Source organism: Pseudomonas sp. AU12215 (assembly GCF_001675465.2).
GTDB lineage: Bacteria > Pseudomonadota > Gammaproteobacteria > Pseudomonadales > Pseudomonadaceae > Pseudomonas > Pseudomonas nitroreducens.
The window spans coordinates 14,775-34,189 of sequence record NZ_MACM02000032.1 but is presented as its reverse complement, the minus strand read 5'-3'; the positions used below and the strand labels follow the sequence as shown (position 1 = coordinate 34,189).

The window sequence follows — 19,415 nt, the reverse complement described above, 5'->3', positions numbered from 1 at the left end:
TTTTGAGTGGGGCTGAAAAAATGAGTGATGACTCAGGCAGATCAGGCCTGCAGCAAGTGCTCCAGGCGCTCGATAAAGCGTTCCACCGGCTTGAGCGAAGCGCTGACTTTCATGCGCGCCAGCACACCCTGCCAGGCATTGCCGATGAACTCGGCCAGTTGCTCGACGTTCTCCGAGGCGGGCAATTCCCCGGCGCGCTGGGCGTCGGCCAGGCAGTCGCGCAGGGTGTCGATGGACTGCTGGAGGATGCCGTCGACGCGCTCGGCAATGGGCGGCGACAGCTCAGCCATCTCGAAGCTCAGGCTGCCGATGAAGCAGTGGTACTCGAGCTTCTCCTGGCGGGCAAAATGCGCCAGCAGTTCGCGGTAATAGGTGAGGATGCGCGCACGCGGCCCCAGGGCCGGGTTGCCCAGCGCCTCGGCGTAGCGTGCCAGGCGTGGTGCATACAGGTGCTCCAGGGCCTGCAGGGCGAAGTCTTCCTTGCTGTCGAAGTAGTGATAGAAAGAGCCCTTGGGGATGCCGGCGGCCTGGACGATGTCCTGCACGCCGGTGCCGTGGTAGCCGCTGCGGGTCATCGCCAGGGAGCCCTTGGCGAGGATCAGGTCACGCTTGTCGAGTCGGATGCTGTTCATGGCGGCAAGAATATGACCGGTCGTCTCGCTTTTGCCAGCATCATTGATCGCAGTGATTTTCCTTCAGAAGCGGATCAGCAAAGCGCCGGGCTTTCCAGCAGCTCCGCCACGCCTTCCTTCAGCAACTCACGCAGGCGCTCCACCACGGCTTCAGGTTCGGCTTCACTGCAATGCAGGCACAGGCCCAGCGGCTCCATGGTCGGCAGCCCGGCGCGCCCGGCATCCAGCCGCTCGACGCCGACCGGCAAGCCGATGGGAGTACGCAGGCCGATCCCCAACCCCGCGCCGACGGCGGCCCAGATGCCGGACAGCCCGACACTGGTGAAGGCCACGCGCCAAGGCACGCCGGCCCTGTCCAGGGCCGTCGTTGCCGCGCTGCGCAGCAGGCAGGGCGCCTCCAGCATGACCAGCGGCAGCGCTTGGGCAGAGGGAAACAAGGGCGCATCCGGTGCACCGATCCAGCACTGTGCCACTGCCCCCAGGCGTTCCATGTAGGGCGTGCGCTCACCGGTTTCCCACGCCAGCGCCAGGTCCAGTTCGCCGCTGCGCACCCCTTCGATGAGTTGTTGATTGCGCGAGGTACGCACCTCGATGCGCACCTTGGGGTGAGCACGGGCGAAGCGCGCGAGCACGGCGGGCAACAGGGTTTCGCCGAAGTCCTCCTGCAGGCCGAGGCGCACCCGGCCTTCCAGCGAACCACCGCGCAACGCGCCGGCGGCTTCGTCGTTCAACTCCAGCAGGCGGCGGGCGTAGGCCAACAGCGTCTCCCCCGCCTCGGTCAGTGCCATGCCGCGTCCTTCGCGGCGCAACACCGGGGTGCCGGCCTGCTCTTCCAGCTTCTTCAGCTGCGCGCTGACGGCAGACGTGGAGCGCCCCAGGCGGTCCGCCGCACGGGCGAAGCTGCCCAGTTCGATGCCGGTGACGAAGGTGCGCAGCACGTCCAGATCGAAGTTGATGCGAGCCATGGCAACCATTCTGATTAATCGAACTATCAGTCAAATATTTCCTGATTTTCAGAACAAACTTGCCGCGCTAGCCTGATTCCGTCAAGCCACAGAAGAGGAACGGCAGCATGTCTCGTCCACCCCAGGTCTCCCCTGCCCTGCAACAGCAGGCACCGAAGCTGGCGCAAATCACCGAGCAGGTGCTGTTCGGGGATGTCTGGCAACGCCCACAGCTGAGTCCGCGCGAGCGCAGCCTGGCAACCGTCGCCGCCCTGGTGGTGCAAGGCCAGCAGGAACAACTGCCGTTCCATTTCGAACTGGCCCGCGACAACGGCCTGACCCGCGAGGAGCTGGTCGAGCTGATCACCCACCTGGCCTTCTACGGCGGCTGGCCGACGGCCGCTTCCGCTCTCAACCGTCTCGACGAGGAGTGACATCATGCCCACCGTCCGCATCTCCCTGCGCAAAGGCAAGCAACCGCAGTACCTGCGCCAGCTGGCCGACACCGTGTACGACGCCATGCACGAGGCTTTCAACGTCCCGGAAGGTGACCAGTTCGTGATGATCCACCAGCATGAAGCGGAGGAGTTCGTCTACAACCGCGACTACCTCGGCGGCCCGCGCAGCGACGACTTCGTCCTCATCGCCATCACCATCGGCCGGCCGCGCGACTCGCAGACCAAACAGGCGTTCTACCGGCGATTGAACGCGCTGTTGGGCGAGCGACTGGGAATCGCCAGCGAGGACGTGATGGTGCAGATCACCACCAGCGAGGCGGACGACTGGTCCTTCGGCGGCGGGCGCATGGGCGTGCTGACGCGCCCCGATGCGGTCAGTGCCAGCTGACGCGCTGCTCCAGCGGGAAGCGCAGGCGCGGGTTGTAGACGCCGTTGTCCGCAGCCCGCCCTGCCGCCAGCAGCATGATCGGCACCGCGCGGCGGGGAATCTGCAGCACCTTGCGTAACCGCACTTCATCGAAGCCCTCCATGGGGCAACTGGCGAAGCCGTGGCTCTGCAGGGCGAGCATCAGGTTCTGCGCCGCCAGCGCGGTGGATTTCACCGCCCACAGGCGCATTTCGGCGTGGCTGTTGGGCTGCCGCATCAGGGCACGGCGCAACCCGACGACCGAATACAGCGCGCGCTTGAACAGCCCGCGCAAGCCCAATGCGCCCTGGTCGTACTGGAAAGGCGCGGTGCGCTCATAGAAGCGCCGGACCTTCTCCGGCACCTGCGGTTCGGGCCATTGCTCGAGGATGTCGGCGCAGGACTCGCGCCAGGTATCCGGCCGCGCCAGCACCGCGATCAGCACCGGCGCCGTGCGCGCTGCGTTCTGCCCCAGGCAGACCGGCACCAGTTGGCGCCGCAGCTGGGCATCGCGGATCACCTGGAAACTCCAGGGCTGCAGGTTGCAGGCATTGGGAGCGAGCACCGCCAGCTCCAGGCAATCGCGCAGCACGGTATCGGGCACAGGCTCGTCGAGGAAGCGACGAACCGAACGACGCTGCTCGATCAAGGCGCGCAGGGCATCAGGCGTGGCAGGCAAGCAGGCGGACTCGGCGGCGAAACGGCTCATGGCGGGCTCCGGAAGCAGGTCGCCCGATTAAGCCGCCGCACGCTGCGCGAAACAACGTAAAGGAAGAAATGCCAGCGGGAATGGCGCAAGCGCCCTCTCCCGCCGGCAGCGGTCAGGCGCCCAGCGCCTTCTCGATAGCCTGGACCAGCGCCGGATCATCCGGTGCGGTGCGCGGGCTGAAGCGCGCCAGCACGCGGCCGTCCGGACCGAGCAGGAACTTCTCGAAGTTCCAGGTAATGTCGCCGGGGAACTCGGCGCCCTCGCCCGCCAGCAGGCGGTACAGCGGATGGCGTTCCGAGCCGTTGACGTCCAGCTTGCCCGACATGGGGAAGCTGACCCCATAGTTCAGCGAGCAGAACGACTGGATCTCGGATTCGCTGCCCGGCTCCTGCCCGGCGAACTGGTTGCAAGGCAGCCCCAGTACCACGAACCCCTGATCCTTGTATTGCTGGTAGAGCTTCTCCAGACCGGCGTACTGCGGAGTCAGGCCGCACTTCGAGGCGACGTTGACCACCAGCACGACCTTGCCCTTGAGCGGGGCCAGCGGCAGATCCTGGCCGTCGAGACCATGCAGCGTCAGATCGTGAAAAGCGCTCATTGCTTGCTCCTTGAAGAAGTAGGCACGAAGTGCCCGCGCAGGGGCGGACAATGTGTCCGACGTGCTGCGCAATCCCAGTCGATGCGGGAAAAATGCCCTGGCATTCTTTGCAGTTGAAGCCGATTGCATGAGAAAGGCGCCCGAAGGCGCCTTTCCCGATTGAGCTTAGCAGCTCAATGATGGCTCCACCCGATCTCGATGAGCGACCGGGTGGCAGCGATCAGTGGTGATGACCACCTTCGCCGTGGACGTGGCCGTGGGCGACTTCTTCAGCCGAAGCGTCACGGATGTCGACCACTTTCACCTTGAAGTTCAGGCGCTGGCCGGCCAGCGGGTGGTTGCCGTCGACAGTCACGTCATCGCCGTCGATGTCGCGGATGGTGACGATCTGCATGCCGCCGTCCGGAGCGGAGGCGTGGAACTGCATGCCGACTTCCAGCTCGTCCACGCCTTCGAACATCTCGCGGGTCAGGGTGGCGACCAGTTCGGCGCTGTACTCGCCATAGGCCTCGGCCGGCTCGACGGTCACGTCCAGTTCATCACCGACCTGCTTGCCTTCGAGGGCTTTTTCCAGGCCGCCAATGATGTTGTGGGCACCGTGCAGGTAGACCAGCGGAGCGCCGCCGGCGGAGCTGTCGATGACCTCACCTGCGTCGTTGGTCAGGGTATAGTCGATGGAAACCGCCTTGTTGGCCGCGATCTGCATGGTTCGAAACCTATCTGATATAGAAGTTGAGCGCGTAAGTTTACGCGGCGACGCCCCCGAATGCGACCCGAAGACGGACGGACGGGACAACGCGGGGCCGCCTCGCCTGCTTGACTTTCATCAGGACGAAGACGGCCACTGGGTGGCAGTCTTGTCCTGCGGCCACACCCAGCACCTGCGCCACCAGCCGCCCTGGCAGTCACGGCCCTGGGTGCTGGATCCGCAGCAACGCAAGGCGCAGATCGGCCGCTGGTTCCCCTGCGGCTGGTGCGCCAAGGATTCCGACAGCAACAAGGAGTAGGCATGCCGGCTCGCAATATCCTGGTGATCAACTGCGGCAGTTCTTCGATCAAGTTCGCTCTGGTTCGAGAAGGGCGCGAAGACTTCATCCTCCACGGCCTGGCCGAGCGCCTCGGCTCCAACGGCGCCAGCCTGCGCTGGCAGGGCGAGACCGACGAGCAGCCGCAGACCCTGGAGCTGCCCGGTGGCGACCACAAGGCCGCCCTCGCCCGCCTGCTGCCGCTGGTGGCCCAGGCTGCGCAGGGCGAGTTGCACGCCATCGGCCACCGCGTGGTACACGGCGGCGAGCGCTTCACCCAGGCCTCGCGCCTGACCGATGAAGTGCTCAGCGCCATCCGCGAGACCTCGCCCCTGGCGCCGCTGCACAACCCGGCCAACCTGGTGGGCATCGACGCCGCCATGGCGCTCTACCCGGCCCTGCCGCACATCGCCGTGTTCGATACCGCCTTCCACCAGAGCCTGCCCGAGCGCGCCTACCGCTACGCCATTCCCGAGCCGCTGTACCGCGAGCAGCACGTACGCCGCTACGGCTTCCACGGCACCAGCCACCGCTACGTCAGCCACAAGGCGGCCGAGATGAGCGGGCTGGCGGTGGGCGACAGCTACTGGCTGTCCGCGCACCTGGGCAACGGCAGCTCCACCTGCGCCATCGCCAACGGCCAGAGCCGCGACACCAGCATGGGCCTGACCCCGCTGGAAGGCCTGATGATGGGGACCCGCTCGGGCGACGTCGACCCGAACCTGCACAGCCACCTGGCGCGCACCCTGGGCTGGAGCCTGGAAAAGATCGACCACATGCTCAACCACGACAGCGGCCTGCTCGGCCTGTCGGGGCTGTCCAACGACATGCGCACCCTGGAGCATGCTCGCGAGCAGGGCCACGCCAATGCGGCACTGGCCATCGAAGTATTCTGTTACCGATTGGCCAAGTCGCTGGCCTCGCTGACCTGTGCGCTGCCGCGGCTGGACGGCATCATCTTCACCGGCGGCATCGGCGAGAACTCCGCGCTGGTGCGCAACCTCACGGTCAAGCACCTGCACGTGCTCAACCTCGAACTCGACGGCGAGGCCAACGCCCGCTGCGTGCGCGGCGTCGGCGGGCCGATCCACCTCGCCGGGCACCCGCGCGTGCTGGTCATCCCGACCAATGAGGAAAAGCAGATCGCACTCGACACCCTGGCTGTCCTCGACTGAAGATTCATCGGTTGCGCCCCACAAGGGCACAGACCATTCCCGCACGGCTTAAGGAGCCCGGATGCACACCTTCTTTCTCGCGCCGACCGGTTTCGGTGTCGGCCTGACGTCCACCAGCCTGGGCCTGATCCGCGCCCTGCAACGCGCCGGTCTGAAGGTCGGCTTCTTCAAGCCCATCGCCCAGCCCCATGCAGGGGACGATGGCCCCGAGCGCTCCAGCGAACTGGTCGCGCGCACCCACGGACTCAACGCCCCAACGCCGCTGTCGCTGGCAAAAGTCGAGCGCATGCTCGGCGACGGCCTGCTCGACGAACTGCTCGAAGACATCGTCGGCATGTACAACAACGCCGCTGCGGACAAGGACGTGATGATCGTCGAAGGCATGGTGCCGACCAAGCACGCCAGCTACGCCGCACGCATCAACGCGCACCTGGCGCGCAGCGTGGATGCCGAAGTGATCCTCGTCTCCGCGCCGGACAACGAAACGGTCAGCGAACTGTCCGACCGCATCGAGATCCTCGCCCAGTTGTTCGGCGGCCCACGCGACCCGCACCTGGCCGGCCTGATCGTGAACAAGGTGCGCGGCGGGCAAAGCGACGACATGCCGCGCGACGCCGTGGAAGCCGCGCGGCTGTTCGGCGAGCGCCTGAAGGAACACTCCCCGCTGCTGCGCGACGGCGATGTGCGCCTGCTCGGCTGCATCCCCTGGCAGGACGAGATGAACGCCCCGCGCACCCGCGACGTCGCCGACTTGCTGGACGCCAGCGTGCTCAACGCCGGCGACTACGAACAACGCCGCGTGCAGAAGATCATCCTCTGCGCACCCTCCGCGCCGAATACCGTGCACCTGCTCAAGCCCGGCGTGCTGGTGGTGGTGCCGGGCGATCGCGACGACATCATCCTCGCCGCCTGCCTCGCCGCCATGAACGGCGTGCCCCTGGCCGGCCTGCTGCTGTGCTCGGGCCTGGCGCCGGACGCGCGGGTCATGGAGCTGTGCCGCAGTGCGTTGCAGAGCGGCCTGCCGGTGCTGACGGTGAAGACCGGCTCGTTCGACACCGCCGGCGACCTGTCGCGGATGAACAAGGAAATTCCGGTGGACGATCGCGAGCGCGCCGAGCGCGTCACCGAATTCGTCGCCGAACACATCGATTTCGAGTGGCTGAAGGACCGCTGCGGCGCTCCCCACGAGCTGCGTCTGTCACCACCGGTATTCCGCTACCAACTGACCCAGCGCGCCAACCGCGCCGGCAAGCGCATCGTCCTGCCCGAAGGCAGCGAGCCGCGTACCGTGCAGGCCGCCGCCATCTGCCATGCCCGCGGCATTGCGCGCTGCGTGCTGCTGGCCAAGCCCGACGATGTGCAGGCCGTGGCGCAGATGCTGGGCATCGTGCTGCCCGAGGACCTGGAAGTGGTCGACCCGGACCTGGTCCGCAGCCGCTACGTCGAACCCATGGTCGAACTGCGCAAGGGCAAGAGCCTGAACGCGCCGATGGCCGAGCAGCAACTGGAAGACAACGTCGTGCTGGGCACCATGATGCTCGCTCTGGACGAAGTGGACGGGCTGGTCTCCGGCGCCATCCACACCACCGCCAACACCATCCGCCCCGCCCTGCAGCTGATCAAGACGGCGCCGGGCTACAACCTGGTGTCCTCGGTGTTCTTCATGCTGCTGCCCGACCAGGTGGTGGTCTATGGCGACTGCGCGGTGAATCCCGATCCTTCGGCCAGTGACCTGGCGGAGATCGCCCTGCAGAGTGCCGCCTCGGCGCAATCCTTCGGCATCACCCCGCGCGTGGCGATGATCAGCTACTCCACGGGTGACTCCGGAACCGGCGCAGATGTCGATAAAGTCCGCGAAGCGACACGCATCGCGCAGGAAAAACGCCCCGATCTGTTGATCGACGGTCCCTTGCAGTATGATGCCGCCGCCATCGCCAGCGTGGGCCGCCAGAAGGCGCCTGACAGCCCGGTGGCCGGACGCGCCAACGTGTTCGTGTTCCCCGACCTGAACACCGGGAACACCACCTACAAGGCGGTCCAGCGCAGCGCCGACTGCGTCAGTATCGGGCCGATGCTGCAGGGCCTGCGCAAACCGGTGAACGACCTGTCACGCGGGGCGCTGGTGGACGACATCGTCTATACCATCGCGCTGACGGCGATCCAGGCGGACAGCGGCAAGGACGGCTGATAATCCAGGCACTAGGGATGTGCCCGTGAACGCATCACGCGCCCGGCCAACCGGGCGCCTACGTACAAGGACCATTCCTCGATGTTGAGTTTTCTCCCGCACACACTGCGCGGCATTCTCGCCACCCTGATCCTAGTGGTGAGCACACTGTGCTGGTGCATTCCGCTGCTCTCCATGTCCATCGTCAAGCTGCTGCTGCCCTTCGCCGCCGCGCAGCAGGTGTGCAGCAAGATCATGAGCCTGATCGCCGAAGGCTGGATCGCCTGCAACAAAGGCTGGATGAACCTGGTCCGCCGTACCGGCTGGAACGTGCAGGGCCTGCAGGGGCTGGAGTACGACCACTCGTATCTGGTGACCAGCAACCACCAGAGCTGGGTCGATATCCTCGTGCTGCAGTACCAGCTCAACCGCCGCATTCCACTGCTGCGCTTCTTCCTCAAGCAGGAGCTGATCTGGGTTCCGGTGATCGGCCTGTGCTGGTGGGCGCTCGACTTCCCGTTCATGAAGCGCTACACCAAGGCGTACCTCGCCAAGCACCCGGAAAAGAAAGGCAAGGACCTGGAAACCACCCGCAAGGCGTGCGCCAAGTTCAGCCGCATTCCCGTGGCGATCTTCAACTTCCTCGAAGGCACCCGCTTCACCCCGGAAAAGCATGACGAGCAGGCCTCTCCGTTCAGGCACCTGCTCAAGCCCAAGGCCGGCGGCATCGCCTTCGTCCTCGACGCCATGGGCGAACAGCTGCGCACCCTGGTGAATGTCACCATTCATTATCCCGACGGCCGCCCGACCTTCTGGTGTCTGCTGTCCGGCCGCCTGCGCTCGGTGGTGGTGCGTTTCGAAGAGATGGAAATTCCCCGCCAGTTCGTCGGCAGGAGCTACGATCAGGACGAAGGCTATCGCGCCGAGTTCCAGCTGTGGGTGAACCAGCTGTGGGAGCGCAAGGACCAGTTACTGGCCCAGTTGCACCGGGAGTTCCCGGCCGCCAAGGCTTGACCCAGCGTCGGTCACGCTACAACGAAAAAGCCCGCCAATCGGCGGGCTTTTTCATGGGCGCTGCTTACTGCTGGTACTGCTGGGTCTGCGCCCCCGGCAGGGCCTTCAGGTTCACTTCCACGCGGCGGTTCTGGGCGCGGCCATTGGCGTCGGCGTTGGACGCAATCGGTTGGTCCGGGCCCATGCCACGGGTGCTGACGCGGGTGCCGTCGACGCCCTGGGAGGTCAGGTAGGTCGCAACCGACTGCGCACGGCGCTGGGACAGGTCCATGTTGTGCTGGCGGCTGCCGGTGCTGTCGGTATAGCCGACGATCTCGATGCTGTTCTGGTTGAACTCCTTGAAGGAGTTGGCCAGGTTGTTCAGCGGGGTATAGAAGGACGGCGCGATATTCGCCGAGTCGGTGGCGAAGGTGATGTTGCCCGGCATGATCAGCTTGATGTCGTCACCCTGACGCTCGACCTGCACGCCGGTGCCCTGCATCTGCTGGCGCAGCTTGGCTTCCTGCTTGTCGGCGTAGTAGCCGTAGCCCGCCGCCGCGGCGCCCACGGCGGCGGCGCCGATCAGCGCGCCTTTGCCACGGTTGTTGTGGTCGATGGCGGCACCGGCGATGGCACCGGCCAGAGCACCCAGCCCACCGTACTTGGCGGTCTTGCTCACTCCGCCTTCGGCCGGAACCTGGGTGTTGGGATCATAGGGGTTCTGGGAGGCGCAACCGGCCATGAGGGCAAAGGCGGTGGCAGCCGCGACCATGGACAGACTACGTGCGGTGAACATGTCGGATGACTCCTCGAATTAGCGAAACACCCAGTAGCGGGCGGCAGTTTAGAGCTTAGGTCGTGCAAATAATTCCGTAGCAACCTTAAGCACGGATGAAGGGATTCTCCCGCATCTCGTCGCCCAGGTTGGTATCCGGACCGTGGCCAGTAACCACGGTGGCTTCTTCGTCCAGGGAATAGAGACGCTCGCGGATCGAACGCTCGATAGTGGCGTAATCGCCACCCCACAGGTCGGTGCGGCCGATGCTGCGGCGGAACAGCGTGTCGCCGGCGATCAGCAGCTTGTCCTTCGGGAACCAGAAACTCATGGAGCCCGGCGTGTGCCCCGGCGTATGCAGCGCCACGCCGCAGCCGCAGGCCAGTTCCTCGTCGTCGGCCAGCCATTGGTCCGGCGACGGCACCGGCGTATAGGGCACGCCGAACATGCGGCACTGCATTTCCAGGTTGTCCCAGAGGAACTGGTCGTCCTTGTGCAGGTGCAGGGTCGCGCCGGTCTTTTCCTTCATCTGCCCGGAGGCGAGGAAGTGATCCAGGTGCGCATGGGTATGGATGATGCTGACCACCTTGAGCCCCAGTGCGTCGAGACGTTGCAGGATGAGCTCGTGGTTGCCACCCGGATCGACGACGATGGCCTTCTTCGTCACGGGATCACCGATGATGGTGCAGTTGCACTGCAAGGGGCCGACAGGGAAGGTTTCGCGGATCAGGGCAGGCTGTTCGCTCATCAAGGGCTCGCTGGGTGGCGGAAGTACACGACGCCCATTTTCGCTGATTCCCCCTGCCCTGGCGAGCCGGCCCGGTCGACGGTTCAGTCGCCCTGGCGGTAATCCGTGGGCAGCTTGCCGGTCCACTTGCGGAACGCCCGGCGGAAGTTCGACGGATCGTTGAAGCCCAGCAACAGCGCGATTTCGTAGAGCGGCAAGTGGGTCGTGGTGAGGTATTGCAGGGCCAGGCGCTTGCGCACGTCGTCGAGCACTTCCTGGTAGGTGGTACCCAGGTTCGAAAGATGTCGACGCAGGCTGCGGCCACTGGTGTGCAGGTCCGTCGCCACCGCCTCCAGGTCGGGAAACTCGCCGGGGCGCGCCAGCAGCAGGCGGCGGATGCGGGTCAGCAGGCCTTCCTGCACGTCCAGCGTGGCCAGCAGCGCCTCGCACTGCTGCTCGCACATCTGCACCGTGGCCGGGTTGGCCAGCGCCATGGGCCGCGCCAGGTATTCGCTGGGCAGGCCGATGAAGTGGAACGGCTGGTCGAACAGCACTTCGCCGCCGAATACCTCGGCGTAGCGCTCGGCGTAGTCCGGCTCGGCATGGGCGAAGCCAACACTGACGCCCTGCAGCGGCTCGCCCACCAGGAAGCGGGCGATGGTGTGCAGGCTGGTCATCAGACCCTCGGCGGCGAAGCGGCTCGTCGGCCCGAGGGGAATCGACTCGCTGGCCCGCAGGTAGGACACGCCGCCGTCTTCCACCATCTCCAGATCGTAGGCCAGGCCCAGCACGCGGTAGTACTTCAGGGCGAAGGCGATGGCACGCTCGAGATTGGCGCTGGACAGCACGGCGTAGCCGAGGATACCGTGGGTGGAGACGTTCAGCCGTTGCCCCAGCAGCAGGCCGAAGGCGGGTTCGTTGCAGTGCGCCAGGGCGGCGCTGGACAACTGATGGAAATCGACGAAGGACAACCGACCGTTGGGGCTCTGCAGTACTTCGGGGCGCACGCGGGCCAGCTCGAACAGGCGCGCGCGCGGCACGCCAAGCTCTTCGGCAAGGTCCAGGAGCGCCTGCGCATAGGCGACCGGCACCAGTTCGGCGGTGAAATTGAGCGGTTGCTTCATCGTTCTTCTTATGTTGACCGCTGGCCGGATATGACCGGAAAGTTGGCAGACAATAACCTTGTGACGCTTCCGCTACAAGCCCAGAGTAATGACCATGGACAACCACCACACTGGAGCCGCCATGGCCAGCACCACCCCCGCAGGACTGGAGATCAAGCCCCGGCACATGGACTTCGACCTGCCCGATCCGCTGCCGCGTCACTGGCACGGCGGAGACGCTTTCAAGTCCCACCTGTTCGACGCCATGTCGGTACTCTTCCCCGACGGCGAGCGCTTCTTCATCGACTCGGTGCGGCAGTTCCGCGACCAGATCAGCGACCCGGTGCTGAAAGAGCAGATCCGCGGCTTCATCGGCCAGGAAGGTCACCACAGCCGCGAGCACCTGACCTACAGCCAGCGCCTGCGCGACCTGGGCTACGACGTCACCGCCATCGAGAAACGCGCCCAGGCGCGCATCCGCTTCACCCAGAAGAAGTTCCCCGCCAAGCGCCAGTTGGCCGCGACCGCAGCGCTGGAACACATCACCGCGATCATGGCCAACGGGCTGCTGACCGACCCGCGCACCATGGAAGGTGCCGACCCGGTGATGCAGCGCCTGTGGCGGTGGCACGCACTGGAAGAAACCGAGCACAAGGCGGTGGCCTTCGACGTCTACAACCAGGTCTGCGGCAGCCGCAAGCTGCTGCGCCGGGCGATGCGCATGGCGACCTTCTTCTTCGTGCTGGATACCTTCCGCGGCCTGGTGCACATGCTCAAGGTGGACGGCCTGCTGTGGAATTGGCGCGTCTGGCGCGACGGCATCAAGTGGACTTGGGGCAAGCACGGCGTGTTCCGCCCACTGCTGCGCGAGTACCTGGATTTCTTCAAGTCCGACTTCCATCCATGGCAGCACAACAACCTCGATGTGCTCTACGAGGTACGCAAGGAATACGACCCGCAGCCGCTGGCACACGCTGGCTGATCCGCGCCTCGCTTCGAACACCGCCCCGCCCTGTCGGGGCGGTGTCGTTTGCGGACGCAGAGCCCTCTGTAGGAGCGAGCTTGCTCGCGAAGCTCTTTACTCGGCTGGAGAATCTGGCGCTCATGCGGTTCGCGAGCAAACTCGCTCCTACAAAAAGCCGTTAGAGAAAAAAGCCCGGCGCTTGGCCGGGCTTTTTCTTGGGGCGATCAACAGTCAAGCATGCAGAAAGCGCAGCGCATCCGCCGCCGACTCCTCGGGGATTTCCTCCATCGGGATATGCCCCACGCCCGGATACACCTTCACCTCGATCCCCGGTACGTCACGCTGCCACATCGGCACATGGCGCGGCGAAATCCAGCGATCGCGCTCACCCCACATCAGCATCGTCGGCACCTTCAGCGCGGCGACGCGGTTGGGGGTGGTAGGCAGCTCCTCGCGGTTGGCCTTCACCAGTACGCGGAAGATGTCGATCATCGCGCGGCGGTTACCCGGCCGGCGGCTGATGTCGTAGTAACGATCGATCACACCCGGCTTGATCTTGCGCGCATCGCCGTAGACTTCCTTGATGCCCTGCGCCACCATGGCGCGCGGCATCCACATCGGCATCATGATGCCGGCGCCGGGCAGTACGGCGCTGGCGATCATCAGCGGCACCTTCTGCATGTAGTAGCCGGCCGGGTCGATGAGGATCAGCCGCTCGACGCGGTGGGCGTTGGCCAGCGCATAGTTCCAGGCGATGTAGCCGCCCAGCGAGTTGCCGGCGATGGACACCTGCTTGAGGTCCAGGCGGTCGAGGAACAGGCCGAACACCTTCACCAGGCGCTCGCCGTCGTACTCGCGGTCCTGGCCGCCACCAGTGAGGCCGAAGCCGGGAACATCGAGGCGGATGATGCGGAAGTGCTCGGACAACTCGGCGACCCAGCCGTCCCAGGTATGCAGCGAGGCCATTACGCCGTGGACCATCACCAGCACCGGTTTGTCGGGGCTGCCTTCGTCGCGGTAATGGATGTCGAAGCCGTCGACGTGGATGAACTTCGAACCGGACTCGGGCGAAGCGTAGCGTGCCTTCAGCGCAGCCAGCGGCAGGTGGCCGAAACCATAGCGGGCCAGGCCCTCGGCCAGCGGCGGTTGCACAGACAATGTGGCGGTCATGGACGAGTGACTCCCGTGCTTGTTGTTCTCAAACCCGAATCACACCACAGCGCCCACGTCGCCGCGCCCAACCTAGGTAGTGTCGAGGCCCGTCACGGGATGACGCAGGCCTTGCACCTGGTTAACCTAGCCCGACCCGCCCTCGCGCAAGGAAAGCCCGTTCGTGCCGATCCTGACTCGCCGTTCGCTGTGGCCGCTGGCCGTGCTGTTGCTGCTCCTGTGCCGCCCGGCCCTGTCCGCCGATCTCTATTACCTGGGCCAGAAGATTCCCGACATCCAGCGCAACTGGACCAGCGCCGACTACCAGGTGCTGATCGACGCGCTGAAGAAGATCGACGAGACCCAGGTCAACGGCCTGCCCCGGCGCAGCGGCGAGTTCACCGGGCCGATCTACCAGCGCATGGTCAGCGAGGAAAATTTCCGCCCGCAGCTGAACATCTACGCGCCGCTGGAGCTGCGGCAGAACGAGGCGCGCGAGGTGCTGTTCAAGCTCAAGGAGCTGATGCGCCTGTACTTCAACTTCCGCGCCGCCAAGCAGCCCTACGGTGCCGAGGCGCTGGGCCTGATGAGCTACTCGCTGCGCGAACAGGCGATCCTGTTCAACCTGACGGTGGAGTTCTGGATGACCCTGGCACAGAGCGAGCAGCGCAACCCGGTACGCCTGCAGGGCATGCAGGAAGCCAAGGCCGCCGCCTCGATGCTCACCAGCAGCGCGCTGGACTACCTCGGCCTGACTGCCCAGTTCGATCGCCAGGACCTGGTGCTCTACAGCGCCGAACTGGCAAAGCAGTTGCCTGAACTCTTCATCCACCTGCCGCCGGAAGTGCGCGTGCAACTGCTGATGCGCGTGGATGAACTGGCGCAGAAGCACGCCTACCCAGAGGTGCGCGAGAACATGCGCGACCTGCTGCCGGTACTGCAGGCGATCCAGGCGGATGTTCAGAAACAGCTGGCCGCGCCAGCCAAGGGGCAGGCCGCGCCCAAGGGATTGGATTTGAGTGCGCCGGCGGAGGCGGAGAAGAAGAAGGGGATGTGAGCCTGGAGCCAGCGGATCGCTGTTTAGATAGCTGAAGATCAGCCCAGCATCGGAGCCCACGGCTCGGCACCCTCACTCCAGCCCTATCCCAGAGGGAGAGGGAGCCGTCCGCGCCGGCTGATGCCTTGGCCACTCCCTGCTCCGATCAGTCCCCTCTCCCTTAGGGAGAGGGGAAACCCAGGTAGAGGAGCTCCTACCGCAGCAACCCCATCTCCTTCGCCCGCGCCACCGCCTGGGTACGACGTTCCACGCCGAGTTTGTCGTTGATGTGCCGGGCGTGGCTCTTCACGGTATGCAGGGAAATGAACAGGCGATCGCTGATCTCCTGGTTCGAGCAGCCCTGGGCGATCAGTTCCAGCACGGCCAGCTCACGGCCGCTGAGGCAGTCGGTGAGCGTCGTGCTGCGCTCCGGCGCCGCCGGCAAGCGTTCACGCAGGGCCTCGATGGCTGGCGAGGTGACCCGCACGGCCAGTTGCTCGCGCAGCCATTCCGGATGTTGCTGCAGCACTTCCTGAAGCGGGATCGTCAGGCCGGCGGCCAGGCCGCTCAGGCACTCGCCCAACTCGAAGGAAGCCTCGCGCTCGCGGCCATCCTGCAGCAGCAAGGCAACCAGCTGGCCCTGGGCAAAGCGCGCCTGCAACTGCGCACCACCTTGCAGGGCGCCGCTGGCCACGGCTCGCAGGCGTGCTTCGGCCTCGGTCATGCGGCCTTCGCGGCGCTCCAGTTGGGCCTGGAGCATTTCCACATTGCGCGGCAGCTGCGGCGAGCATTCCGGTGGCGTGGCCGGCTCGGCGCCGGTGTAGGTGTCGCGCAGACGCTCCAGCCAGGCACTGGCCAGTTCGACCTGGCCCTGGCCGAGCCAGAGCTCGCATTTGATCAGGGTGATGGCCGACAGGTAATAGACCGGCGGCACGTCCCAGACATGCATCATCCGCTCGACCTCGGCGAGGTGGGCGAAGGCACGGGTGTAGTTGCCCAGCCGCCCCTCCAGACTTGCCAGCACGCAGAAGCCGATCACCAGGCTGATGTCGCGGCAGGCGCGGGCTTCCTCGATGCCGGCCTTGAGGCACTTGCGCGCCTCGTCCGGTTGCAGCGCGAGGCTGCGCAGGTAGCCCTGGTAAAGCATCAGCCGGCCACGCACGGCATAGCGCCGCTGCGAGGACAGACCGGAAAGCCGCGCCAGCCCCTGGCGCACTTCGTCTTCGGCACGCAGCACTTCACCGCGTGCTTGCAGTACGCGGGCACGGTCGTAATGGACCATGGCCTCGAACAGCGGATTGCCGAAGCGCTGCGCCAGCTCCAGCGCTTCTCTGTTGAGGCCGCGCGCGCGCCACAGATCGTCGCGCACGATGGCCAGGTTGCTCAGCGTCGACAGGCACAACAGGCGCGGGCCGAAGCGTTCCGGGCCAAGGCCGTGCATGGCCTCTTCGCAGTGGCGCTCGGCCGCATCGATCTCGCCGCGGCCACGGGCAATCACTCCGGCCAGAGCCTGCCATTGCGCCAGCAGATCGCGCTGGGCCGTGGCATCGGCGGCGGGCAGGAAGCGCGACAGCTGCGCAGCCAGTTCCTCCGCCGCATCCAGCTGGCAGGCCAGCGCCAGCGCCCAGCTGTACAGCACGATCAGACGCGACGTGCTGGCCAGCAGGCTGTCGGGCAGGTCCATCTTCCAGCGCAGCAGCGTGGCGACGTTCTGCTCGGCCAGCAGTTGTTCTTCGGAAAGGCTCTGTACCAGGCTCGCCGCGACTTCCGGATGGCCGGCGCGCAGGGCCTGCTCCACCGCGTCATCGAACAGTCCCTGGGCGCTGAACCAGCGGCACGCGCGAAGGTGCAGCGCAGCGGTGGACGGCCCTGAGCCAGGCAGCGGGCGCGCCAGCAGAAGGTCGGAGAACAGGTGGTGATATCGGAACCACTGGCCTTGCTCGTCCAGCGGCACGAGGAACACCTGGTGCTGCTGTAGATGGCGCAGGATCGATGCGCTGTCGTGTGCGTCACGCAGCGCGTCGCAAAGCTCGGCAGAGAAGCGTTCGAAACGCGCGGTCTGGGCCAGGAATACCTGGACCTCCGGCGACTGCTTGTCGATCACCTCTTCCAATAGATAGTCGCGGATCAGCTCCTCCGCGCCATGCACCGAAAGATCGGGCACGTTCGCCGCCAGTTCGTCGCCATGGGCCAGCAGCCACAGGCGCAGGCCGGCGATCCAGCCTTCACTGCGCTCGACCAGGTTGTCCAGGGCGTTGTCGTCGAGCTGGGCGCCGCTGGCCGAGACCAGTTGCGCGGTTTCCTCGACGGTCAGGCGCAGGTCCTGTTCGGTGAACTCCAGCAGTTGCCGCGACAGGCGCAGGCGCGCGAGGTGCCAGTCCGGCCGCTGGCGGCTGGTGACCAGCACGACCAGGCCGGCGGGCTGGTGATTGAGGAGGAACTGCAGGCAGCGGTCGAGCACCGCGCCCTGGGCCAGGTGGTAGTCGTCCAGCACCAGCAGCAATGGACGGTCGACGGACAGGCTGCCGACCAGTTCATCGAGCAAGTCATCGAGCCAGGATTCGAAAGCGAACGGCTGGTGGCGCTGGCGCATTTTCAGCAGCGCCAGGGCTTCTTCACCGAGGGTGGGGAAATGCAGGCGCAGGCCTTCGAGCAGGCGTTCGAGGAATCGGCCGGGGTCACTGTCCCTGCCACTGAGCCCCAGCCACAGACTGCGCCATTGGCTTTCCAGGGTCTGACAGAATTCGATGGCCAGCGAGCTCTTGCCGAATCCGGCCGGCGCGGACACCAGTATCAGCCGCCCCTCCAGCCCGGCGGCCATGCGCTGACAAAGCTGCGAGCGGGCGACGTGGCCATGCGGCAGCGGCGGCCGGAAGAAGCGGCTGCCGGCCGTGCTGGGGTTAATATCGGTCAGACTTGGCAGAGTCGAGAAGTCGGTCATCGGCCTGGCTCTTGCTCTAGCTCTTATCGCTATGTCAACGAAGGTCACACTGCCGTCCGAGCCTAGCCGCTCACGGCCAGGAATAGAAGTCGATTTTGTTACCTTTGCTCACAAGATGACTGGAATAAGTCCGACATTCTTCCCTCCATTCATCTGACAGATGATGCTCCATAAAAAAACCGGCCCGAAGGCCGGTCTTTTTTCACCGCGGAACCACCCGTGGGGATCGGGGGATCAGCGCACGCCTTCCTGGCGAAGCGCTGCCAGGGTGAAGTCGCTTTCCGAAGCGCTGTAGTTGAAGTCGTAGGCGGATTTCTCCTCGTTCTTCAGCCCCAGCACCAGGTAGCGGCCGGACAGCAGGTCATACAGGGTTTCCGCGGTGTACCACGGTACCTGGTAGTTGTAATAGTACTGGTTGAACGCCTCGGCTACGCGCCACAGGGTGCCACGACCGTCGTAGTGGTCGATTTCCACGGCCTGCCAGGTGTCTTCGTCGATGAAGAAGTCACGCTTGGCATAGATGTGGCGCTCGCCCGGTTTCAGGGTGGCGGTCACGTGCCATACGCGGTGCAGCTCGTAGCGGGTCAGGTCCTGGTTCAGGTGACCGGGCTTGATGATGTCGGCGTACTTGAGCTTGGGATCATCGAGCTTGTAGTTGTTGTACGGAATGTACAGCTCCTGCTTGCCCACCAGTTTCCAGTCGTAGCGGTCCGGCGCGCCGTTGTACATGTCCAGGTTGTCGGAGGTACGCAGGCCGTCGGCGGCGGTACCCGGGCCGTCGTAGGAGACCTGCGGCGCACGGCGGACGCGGCGCTGACCGGCGTTGTACAGCCAGGCCAGGCGCGGTTCCTTCACCTGGTCGAGGGTCTCGTGCACCAGCAGCACGTTACCGGCCAGACGCGCCGGGGCGGTTACACGCTGCTTGAAGTAGAACAGCACGTTGCTCGGCTTGCTGGCGTCGTAGTCCTTCAGGTCGGTGCGGAAGACGAATTCGTCCTGGAAGTACACCAGCGAGTAGGAACCGTTGACCTGCGGCGTGGCCTGGGTCACCAGACGGCGTACGTGGCCGCCACGGTAGCGGGTGATGTGGTTCCAGATGACTTCCAGGCCGTCCTTCGGAATCGGGAAGGGGTTAGCCGTCTGGAAGTTTTCCAGGCCGTTGCCGCCCTGCAGCAGTTTGGTATTGGTGGCGTTCTGCTTGGTCGCGGCGAGCACGCTGTCCGGCACGGTGGCGGTCCGGTGCGTCGGATACACCGGCATCTTGTAGGTGTCTGGGTAGCGCTTGAACATAGCCTGCTGGCCGGGGGTCAGCTTGGCCTTGTACTGATCCATGTTCTGCGCGGTGATGGTGAACAGCGGCTTCTCGTTGGCGAACGGGTCGCTGAGGAAGCCCTTGCTGTCGGCGGTGCCGGCATTCTTGGGCAGGCCGCCGGTCCAGGCCGGGATGCTGCCGTCGGCGTTGCCGGCCTTTTCTGCGCCCATCGGAGTCAGGGTAGAACCCAGCTTCGCCGCTTCATCGGCAGAGACGGCCGCCATCACCTGGGAGGCGATGAGGCTGAGCGCCAGGGCGCCCGTGTGCAGCAGGATCTTTGTTGTTCTCATTCGTTTATCGT

General features: G+C 65.4%; 19 protein-coding genes. 8 read left to right on the top strand and 11 right to left on the bottom strand.

What is annotated here, in order from left to right; genetic code table 11:
* Positions 1-41 precede the first annotated feature (41 nt).
* Together A9513_RS09090 and A9513_RS09085 are read right to left on the bottom strand one after the other, a co-directional pair.
* Entirely contained in the window at positions 42-632 is a 591-nt protein-coding gene (locus A9513_RS09090; protein WP_024762683.1) for a TetR/AcrR family transcriptional regulator, read from the bottom strand.
* 74 nt (positions 633-706) lie between these two features.
* Complete coding sequence (locus tag A9513_RS09085; RefSeq protein WP_065084524.1) at positions 707-1,597, bottom strand: LysR substrate-binding domain-containing protein; 891 nt, start codon at positions 1,595-1,597, stop codon at positions 707-709.
* Positions 1,598-1,704: 107 nt separating this feature from the next.
* Here A9513_RS09085 and A9513_RS09080 point away from each other — a divergent pair, with 107 nt between their 5' ends.
* Both A9513_RS09080 and A9513_RS09075 read left to right on the top strand, forming a co-directional pair.
* Complete coding sequence (locus tag A9513_RS09080; RefSeq protein WP_065084515.1) at positions 1,705-2,010, top strand: carboxymuconolactone decarboxylase family protein; 306 nt, start codon at positions 1,705-1,707, stop codon at positions 2,008-2,010.
* Positions 2,011-2,014: 4 nt separating this feature from the next.
* Positions 2,015-2,422 (top strand): tautomerase family protein, encoded by a 408-nt coding sequence (locus A9513_RS09075; protein ID WP_037015090.1) that lies wholly within the window; start codon positions 2,015-2,017, stop codon positions 2,420-2,422.
* Here the strand turns inward: A9513_RS09075 and A9513_RS09070 are convergent.
* From A9513_RS09070 to A9513_RS09060, 3 genes are all read right to left on the bottom strand, one after another.
* Positions 2,409-3,149, bottom strand: a complete 741-nt coding sequence (locus A9513_RS09070; protein WP_065084514.1) for a nitroreductase family protein — start codon at positions 3,147-3,149, stop codon at positions 2,409-2,411. The two genes, A9513_RS09075 and A9513_RS09070, sit on opposite strands and share 14 nt — an antisense overlap.
* Positions 3,150-3,261: 112 nt before the next feature.
* Positions 3,262-3,747, bottom strand: coding sequence for a glutathione peroxidase (locus A9513_RS09065; protein WP_037015094.1), 486 nt, complete (start codon positions 3,745-3,747; stop codon positions 3,262-3,264).
* Between the two features lie 220 nt (positions 3,748-3,967).
* On the bottom strand, positions 3,968-4,453 hold the full coding sequence (locus A9513_RS09060) for a peptidylprolyl isomerase (protein ID WP_037015096.1): 486 nt from the start codon (positions 4,451-4,453) through the stop codon (positions 3,968-3,970).
* Between A9513_RS09060 and A9513_RS09055 the strand changes: the two genes are divergently transcribed.
* The 4 genes from A9513_RS09055 (at position 4,422) to A9513_RS09040 (ending at position 9,128) form a co-directional block, all read left to right on the top strand.
* Positions 4,422-4,754 (top strand): DUF3565 domain-containing protein, encoded by a 333-nt coding sequence (locus A9513_RS09055; RefSeq protein WP_164488281.1) that lies wholly within the window; start codon positions 4,422-4,424, stop codon positions 4,752-4,754. The two genes, A9513_RS09060 and A9513_RS09055, sit on opposite strands and share 32 nt — an antisense overlap.
* Positions 4,755-4,756: 2 nt before the next feature.
* Complete coding sequence (locus A9513_RS09050; RefSeq protein ID WP_024762677.1) at positions 4,757-5,947, top strand: acetate kinase; 1,191 nt, start codon at positions 4,757-4,759, stop codon at positions 5,945-5,947.
* A gap of 61 nt (positions 5,948-6,008) precedes the next feature.
* Positions 6,009-8,135, top strand: coding sequence for a phosphate acetyltransferase (pta, locus tag A9513_RS09045; protein ID WP_065084513.1), 2,127 nt, complete (start codon positions 6,009-6,011; stop codon positions 8,133-8,135).
* An 81-nt stretch (positions 8,136-8,216) separates the two neighbouring features.
* The gene (locus A9513_RS09040; protein WP_024762675.1) at positions 8,217-9,128 is read left to right on the top strand and encodes an acyltransferase; all 912 of its coding nucleotides are present in this window, start codon (positions 8,217-8,219) and stop codon (positions 9,126-9,128) included.
* A gap of 64 nt (positions 9,129-9,192) precedes the next feature.
* Here the strand turns inward: A9513_RS09040 and A9513_RS09035 are convergent, their stop codons facing one another.
* From A9513_RS09035 to A9513_RS09025, 3 genes are all read right to left on the bottom strand, one after another.
* Positions 9,193-9,903 carry an OmpA family protein gene (locus tag A9513_RS09035; RefSeq protein ID WP_024762674.1) on the bottom strand — a complete coding sequence of 237 codons (711 nt, stop codon included), beginning with the start codon at positions 9,901-9,903 and terminating at the stop codon, positions 9,193-9,195.
* 85 nt (positions 9,904-9,988) lie between these two features.
* Complete coding sequence (locus tag A9513_RS09030) at positions 9,989-10,630, bottom strand: MBL fold metallo-hydrolase (RefSeq protein WP_024762673.1); 642 nt, start codon at positions 10,628-10,630, stop codon at positions 9,989-9,991.
* Between the two features lie 83 nt (positions 10,631-10,713).
* Positions 10,714-11,733: an AraC family transcriptional regulator gene (locus A9513_RS09025; protein WP_065084512.1), complete on the bottom strand. Its 1,020-nt coding sequence runs from the start codon at positions 11,731-11,733 to the stop codon at positions 10,714-10,716.
* A 121-nt stretch (positions 11,734-11,854) separates the two neighbouring features.
* Between A9513_RS09025 and A9513_RS09020 the strand changes: the two genes are divergently transcribed.
* Positions 11,855-12,694 carry a metal-dependent hydrolase gene (locus A9513_RS09020; protein WP_024762671.1) on the top strand — a complete coding sequence of 280 codons (840 nt, stop codon included), beginning with the start codon at positions 11,855-11,857 and terminating at the stop codon, positions 12,692-12,694.
* A 213-nt stretch (positions 12,695-12,907) separates the two neighbouring features.
* On the opposite strand, the gene A9513_RS09015 is transcribed toward A9513_RS09020, so the two are convergent.
* Positions 12,908-13,846, bottom strand: coding sequence for an alpha/beta fold hydrolase (locus A9513_RS09015; RefSeq protein WP_065084511.1), 939 nt, complete (start codon positions 13,844-13,846; stop codon positions 12,908-12,910).
* A 163-nt stretch (positions 13,847-14,009) separates the two neighbouring features.
* On the opposite strand from A9513_RS09015, the gene A9513_RS09010 reads away from it, so the two are divergent.
* Positions 14,010-14,882: a hypothetical protein gene (locus A9513_RS09010; protein WP_024762670.1), complete on the top strand. Its 873-nt coding sequence runs from the start codon at positions 14,010-14,012 to the stop codon at positions 14,880-14,882.
* 193 nt (positions 14,883-15,075) lie between these two features.
* Here the strand turns inward: A9513_RS09010 and A9513_RS09005 are convergent, their stop codons facing one another.
* Positions 15,076-17,802, bottom strand: a complete 2,727-nt coding sequence (locus A9513_RS09005) for a LuxR C-terminal-related transcriptional regulator (RefSeq protein ID WP_065084510.1) — start codon at positions 17,800-17,802, stop codon at positions 15,076-15,078.
* 234 nt (positions 17,803-18,036) lie between these two features.
* The gene (locus tag A9513_RS09000) at positions 18,037-19,404 is read right to left on the bottom strand and encodes a DUF1329 domain-containing protein (RefSeq protein ID WP_065084509.1); all 1,368 of its coding nucleotides are present in this window, start codon (positions 19,402-19,404) and stop codon (positions 18,037-18,039) included.
* Positions 19,405-19,415: the final 11 nt, after the last annotated feature.

Excerpts from the sequence above, each read along its gene's own strand:
- A9513_RS09020 (WP_024762671.1), top strand. The coding sequence starts at position 11,855 with ATGGCCAGCACCACCCCCGCAGGACTGGAGATCAAGCCCCGGCACATG.
- pta (WP_065084513.1), top strand. The coding sequence starts at position 6,009 with ATGCACACCTTCTTTCTCGCGCCGACCGGTTTCGGTGTCGGCCTGACG.
- A9513_RS09060 (WP_037015096.1), bottom strand. The coding sequence starts at position 4,453 with ATGCAGATCGCGGCCAACAAGGCGGTTTCCATCGACTATACCCTGACC.
- A9513_RS09080 (WP_065084515.1), top strand. The coding sequence starts at position 1,705 with ATGTCTCGTCCACCCCAGGTCTCCCCTGCCCTGCAACAGCAGGCACCG.
- A9513_RS09025 (WP_065084512.1), bottom strand. The coding sequence starts at position 11,733 with ATGAAGCAACCGCTCAATTTCACCGCCGAACTGGTGCCGGTCGCCTAT.
- A9513_RS09075 (WP_037015090.1), top strand. The coding sequence starts at position 2,015 with ATGCCCACCGTCCGCATCTCCCTGCGCAAAGGCAAGCAACCGCAGTAC.
- A9513_RS09090 (WP_024762683.1), bottom strand. The coding sequence starts at position 632 with ATGAACAGCATCCGACTCGACAAGCGTGACCTGATCCTCGCCAAGGGC.
- A9513_RS09085 (WP_065084524.1), bottom strand. The coding sequence starts at position 1,597 with ATGGCTCGCATCAACTTCGATCTGGACGTGCTGCGCACCTTCGTCACC.
- A9513_RS09040 (WP_024762675.1), top strand. The coding sequence starts at position 8,217 with ATGTTGAGTTTTCTCCCGCACACACTGCGCGGCATTCTCGCCACCCTG.
- A9513_RS09030 (WP_024762673.1), bottom strand. The coding sequence starts at position 10,630 with ATGAGCGAACAGCCTGCCCTGATCCGCGAAACCTTCCCTGTCGGCCCC.
- A9513_RS09050 (WP_024762677.1), top strand. The coding sequence starts at position 4,757 with ATGCCGGCTCGCAATATCCTGGTGATCAACTGCGGCAGTTCTTCGATC.
- A9513_RS09070 (WP_065084514.1), bottom strand. The coding sequence starts at position 3,149 with ATGAGCCGTTTCGCCGCCGAGTCCGCCTGCTTGCCTGCCACGCCTGAT.
- A9513_RS09005 (WP_065084510.1), bottom strand. The coding sequence starts at position 17,802 with ATGACCGACTTCTCGACTCTGCCAAGTCTGACCGATATTAACCCCAGC.
- A9513_RS09055 (WP_164488281.1), top strand. The coding sequence starts at position 4,422 with ATGGAAACCGCCTTGTTGGCCGCGATCTGCATGGTTCGAAACCTATCT.
- A9513_RS09000 (WP_065084509.1), bottom strand. The coding sequence starts at position 19,404 with ATGAGAACAACAAAGATCCTGCTGCACACGGGCGCCCTGGCGCTCAGC.
- A9513_RS09015 (WP_065084511.1), bottom strand. The coding sequence starts at position 13,846 with ATGACCGCCACATTGTCTGTGCAACCGCCGCTGGCCGAGGGCCTGGCC.
- A9513_RS09035 (WP_024762674.1), bottom strand. The coding sequence starts at position 9,903 with ATGTTCACCGCACGTAGTCTGTCCATGGTCGCGGCTGCCACCGCCTTT.
- A9513_RS09065 (WP_037015094.1), bottom strand. The coding sequence starts at position 3,747 with ATGAGCGCTTTTCACGATCTGACGCTGCATGGTCTCGACGGCCAGGAT.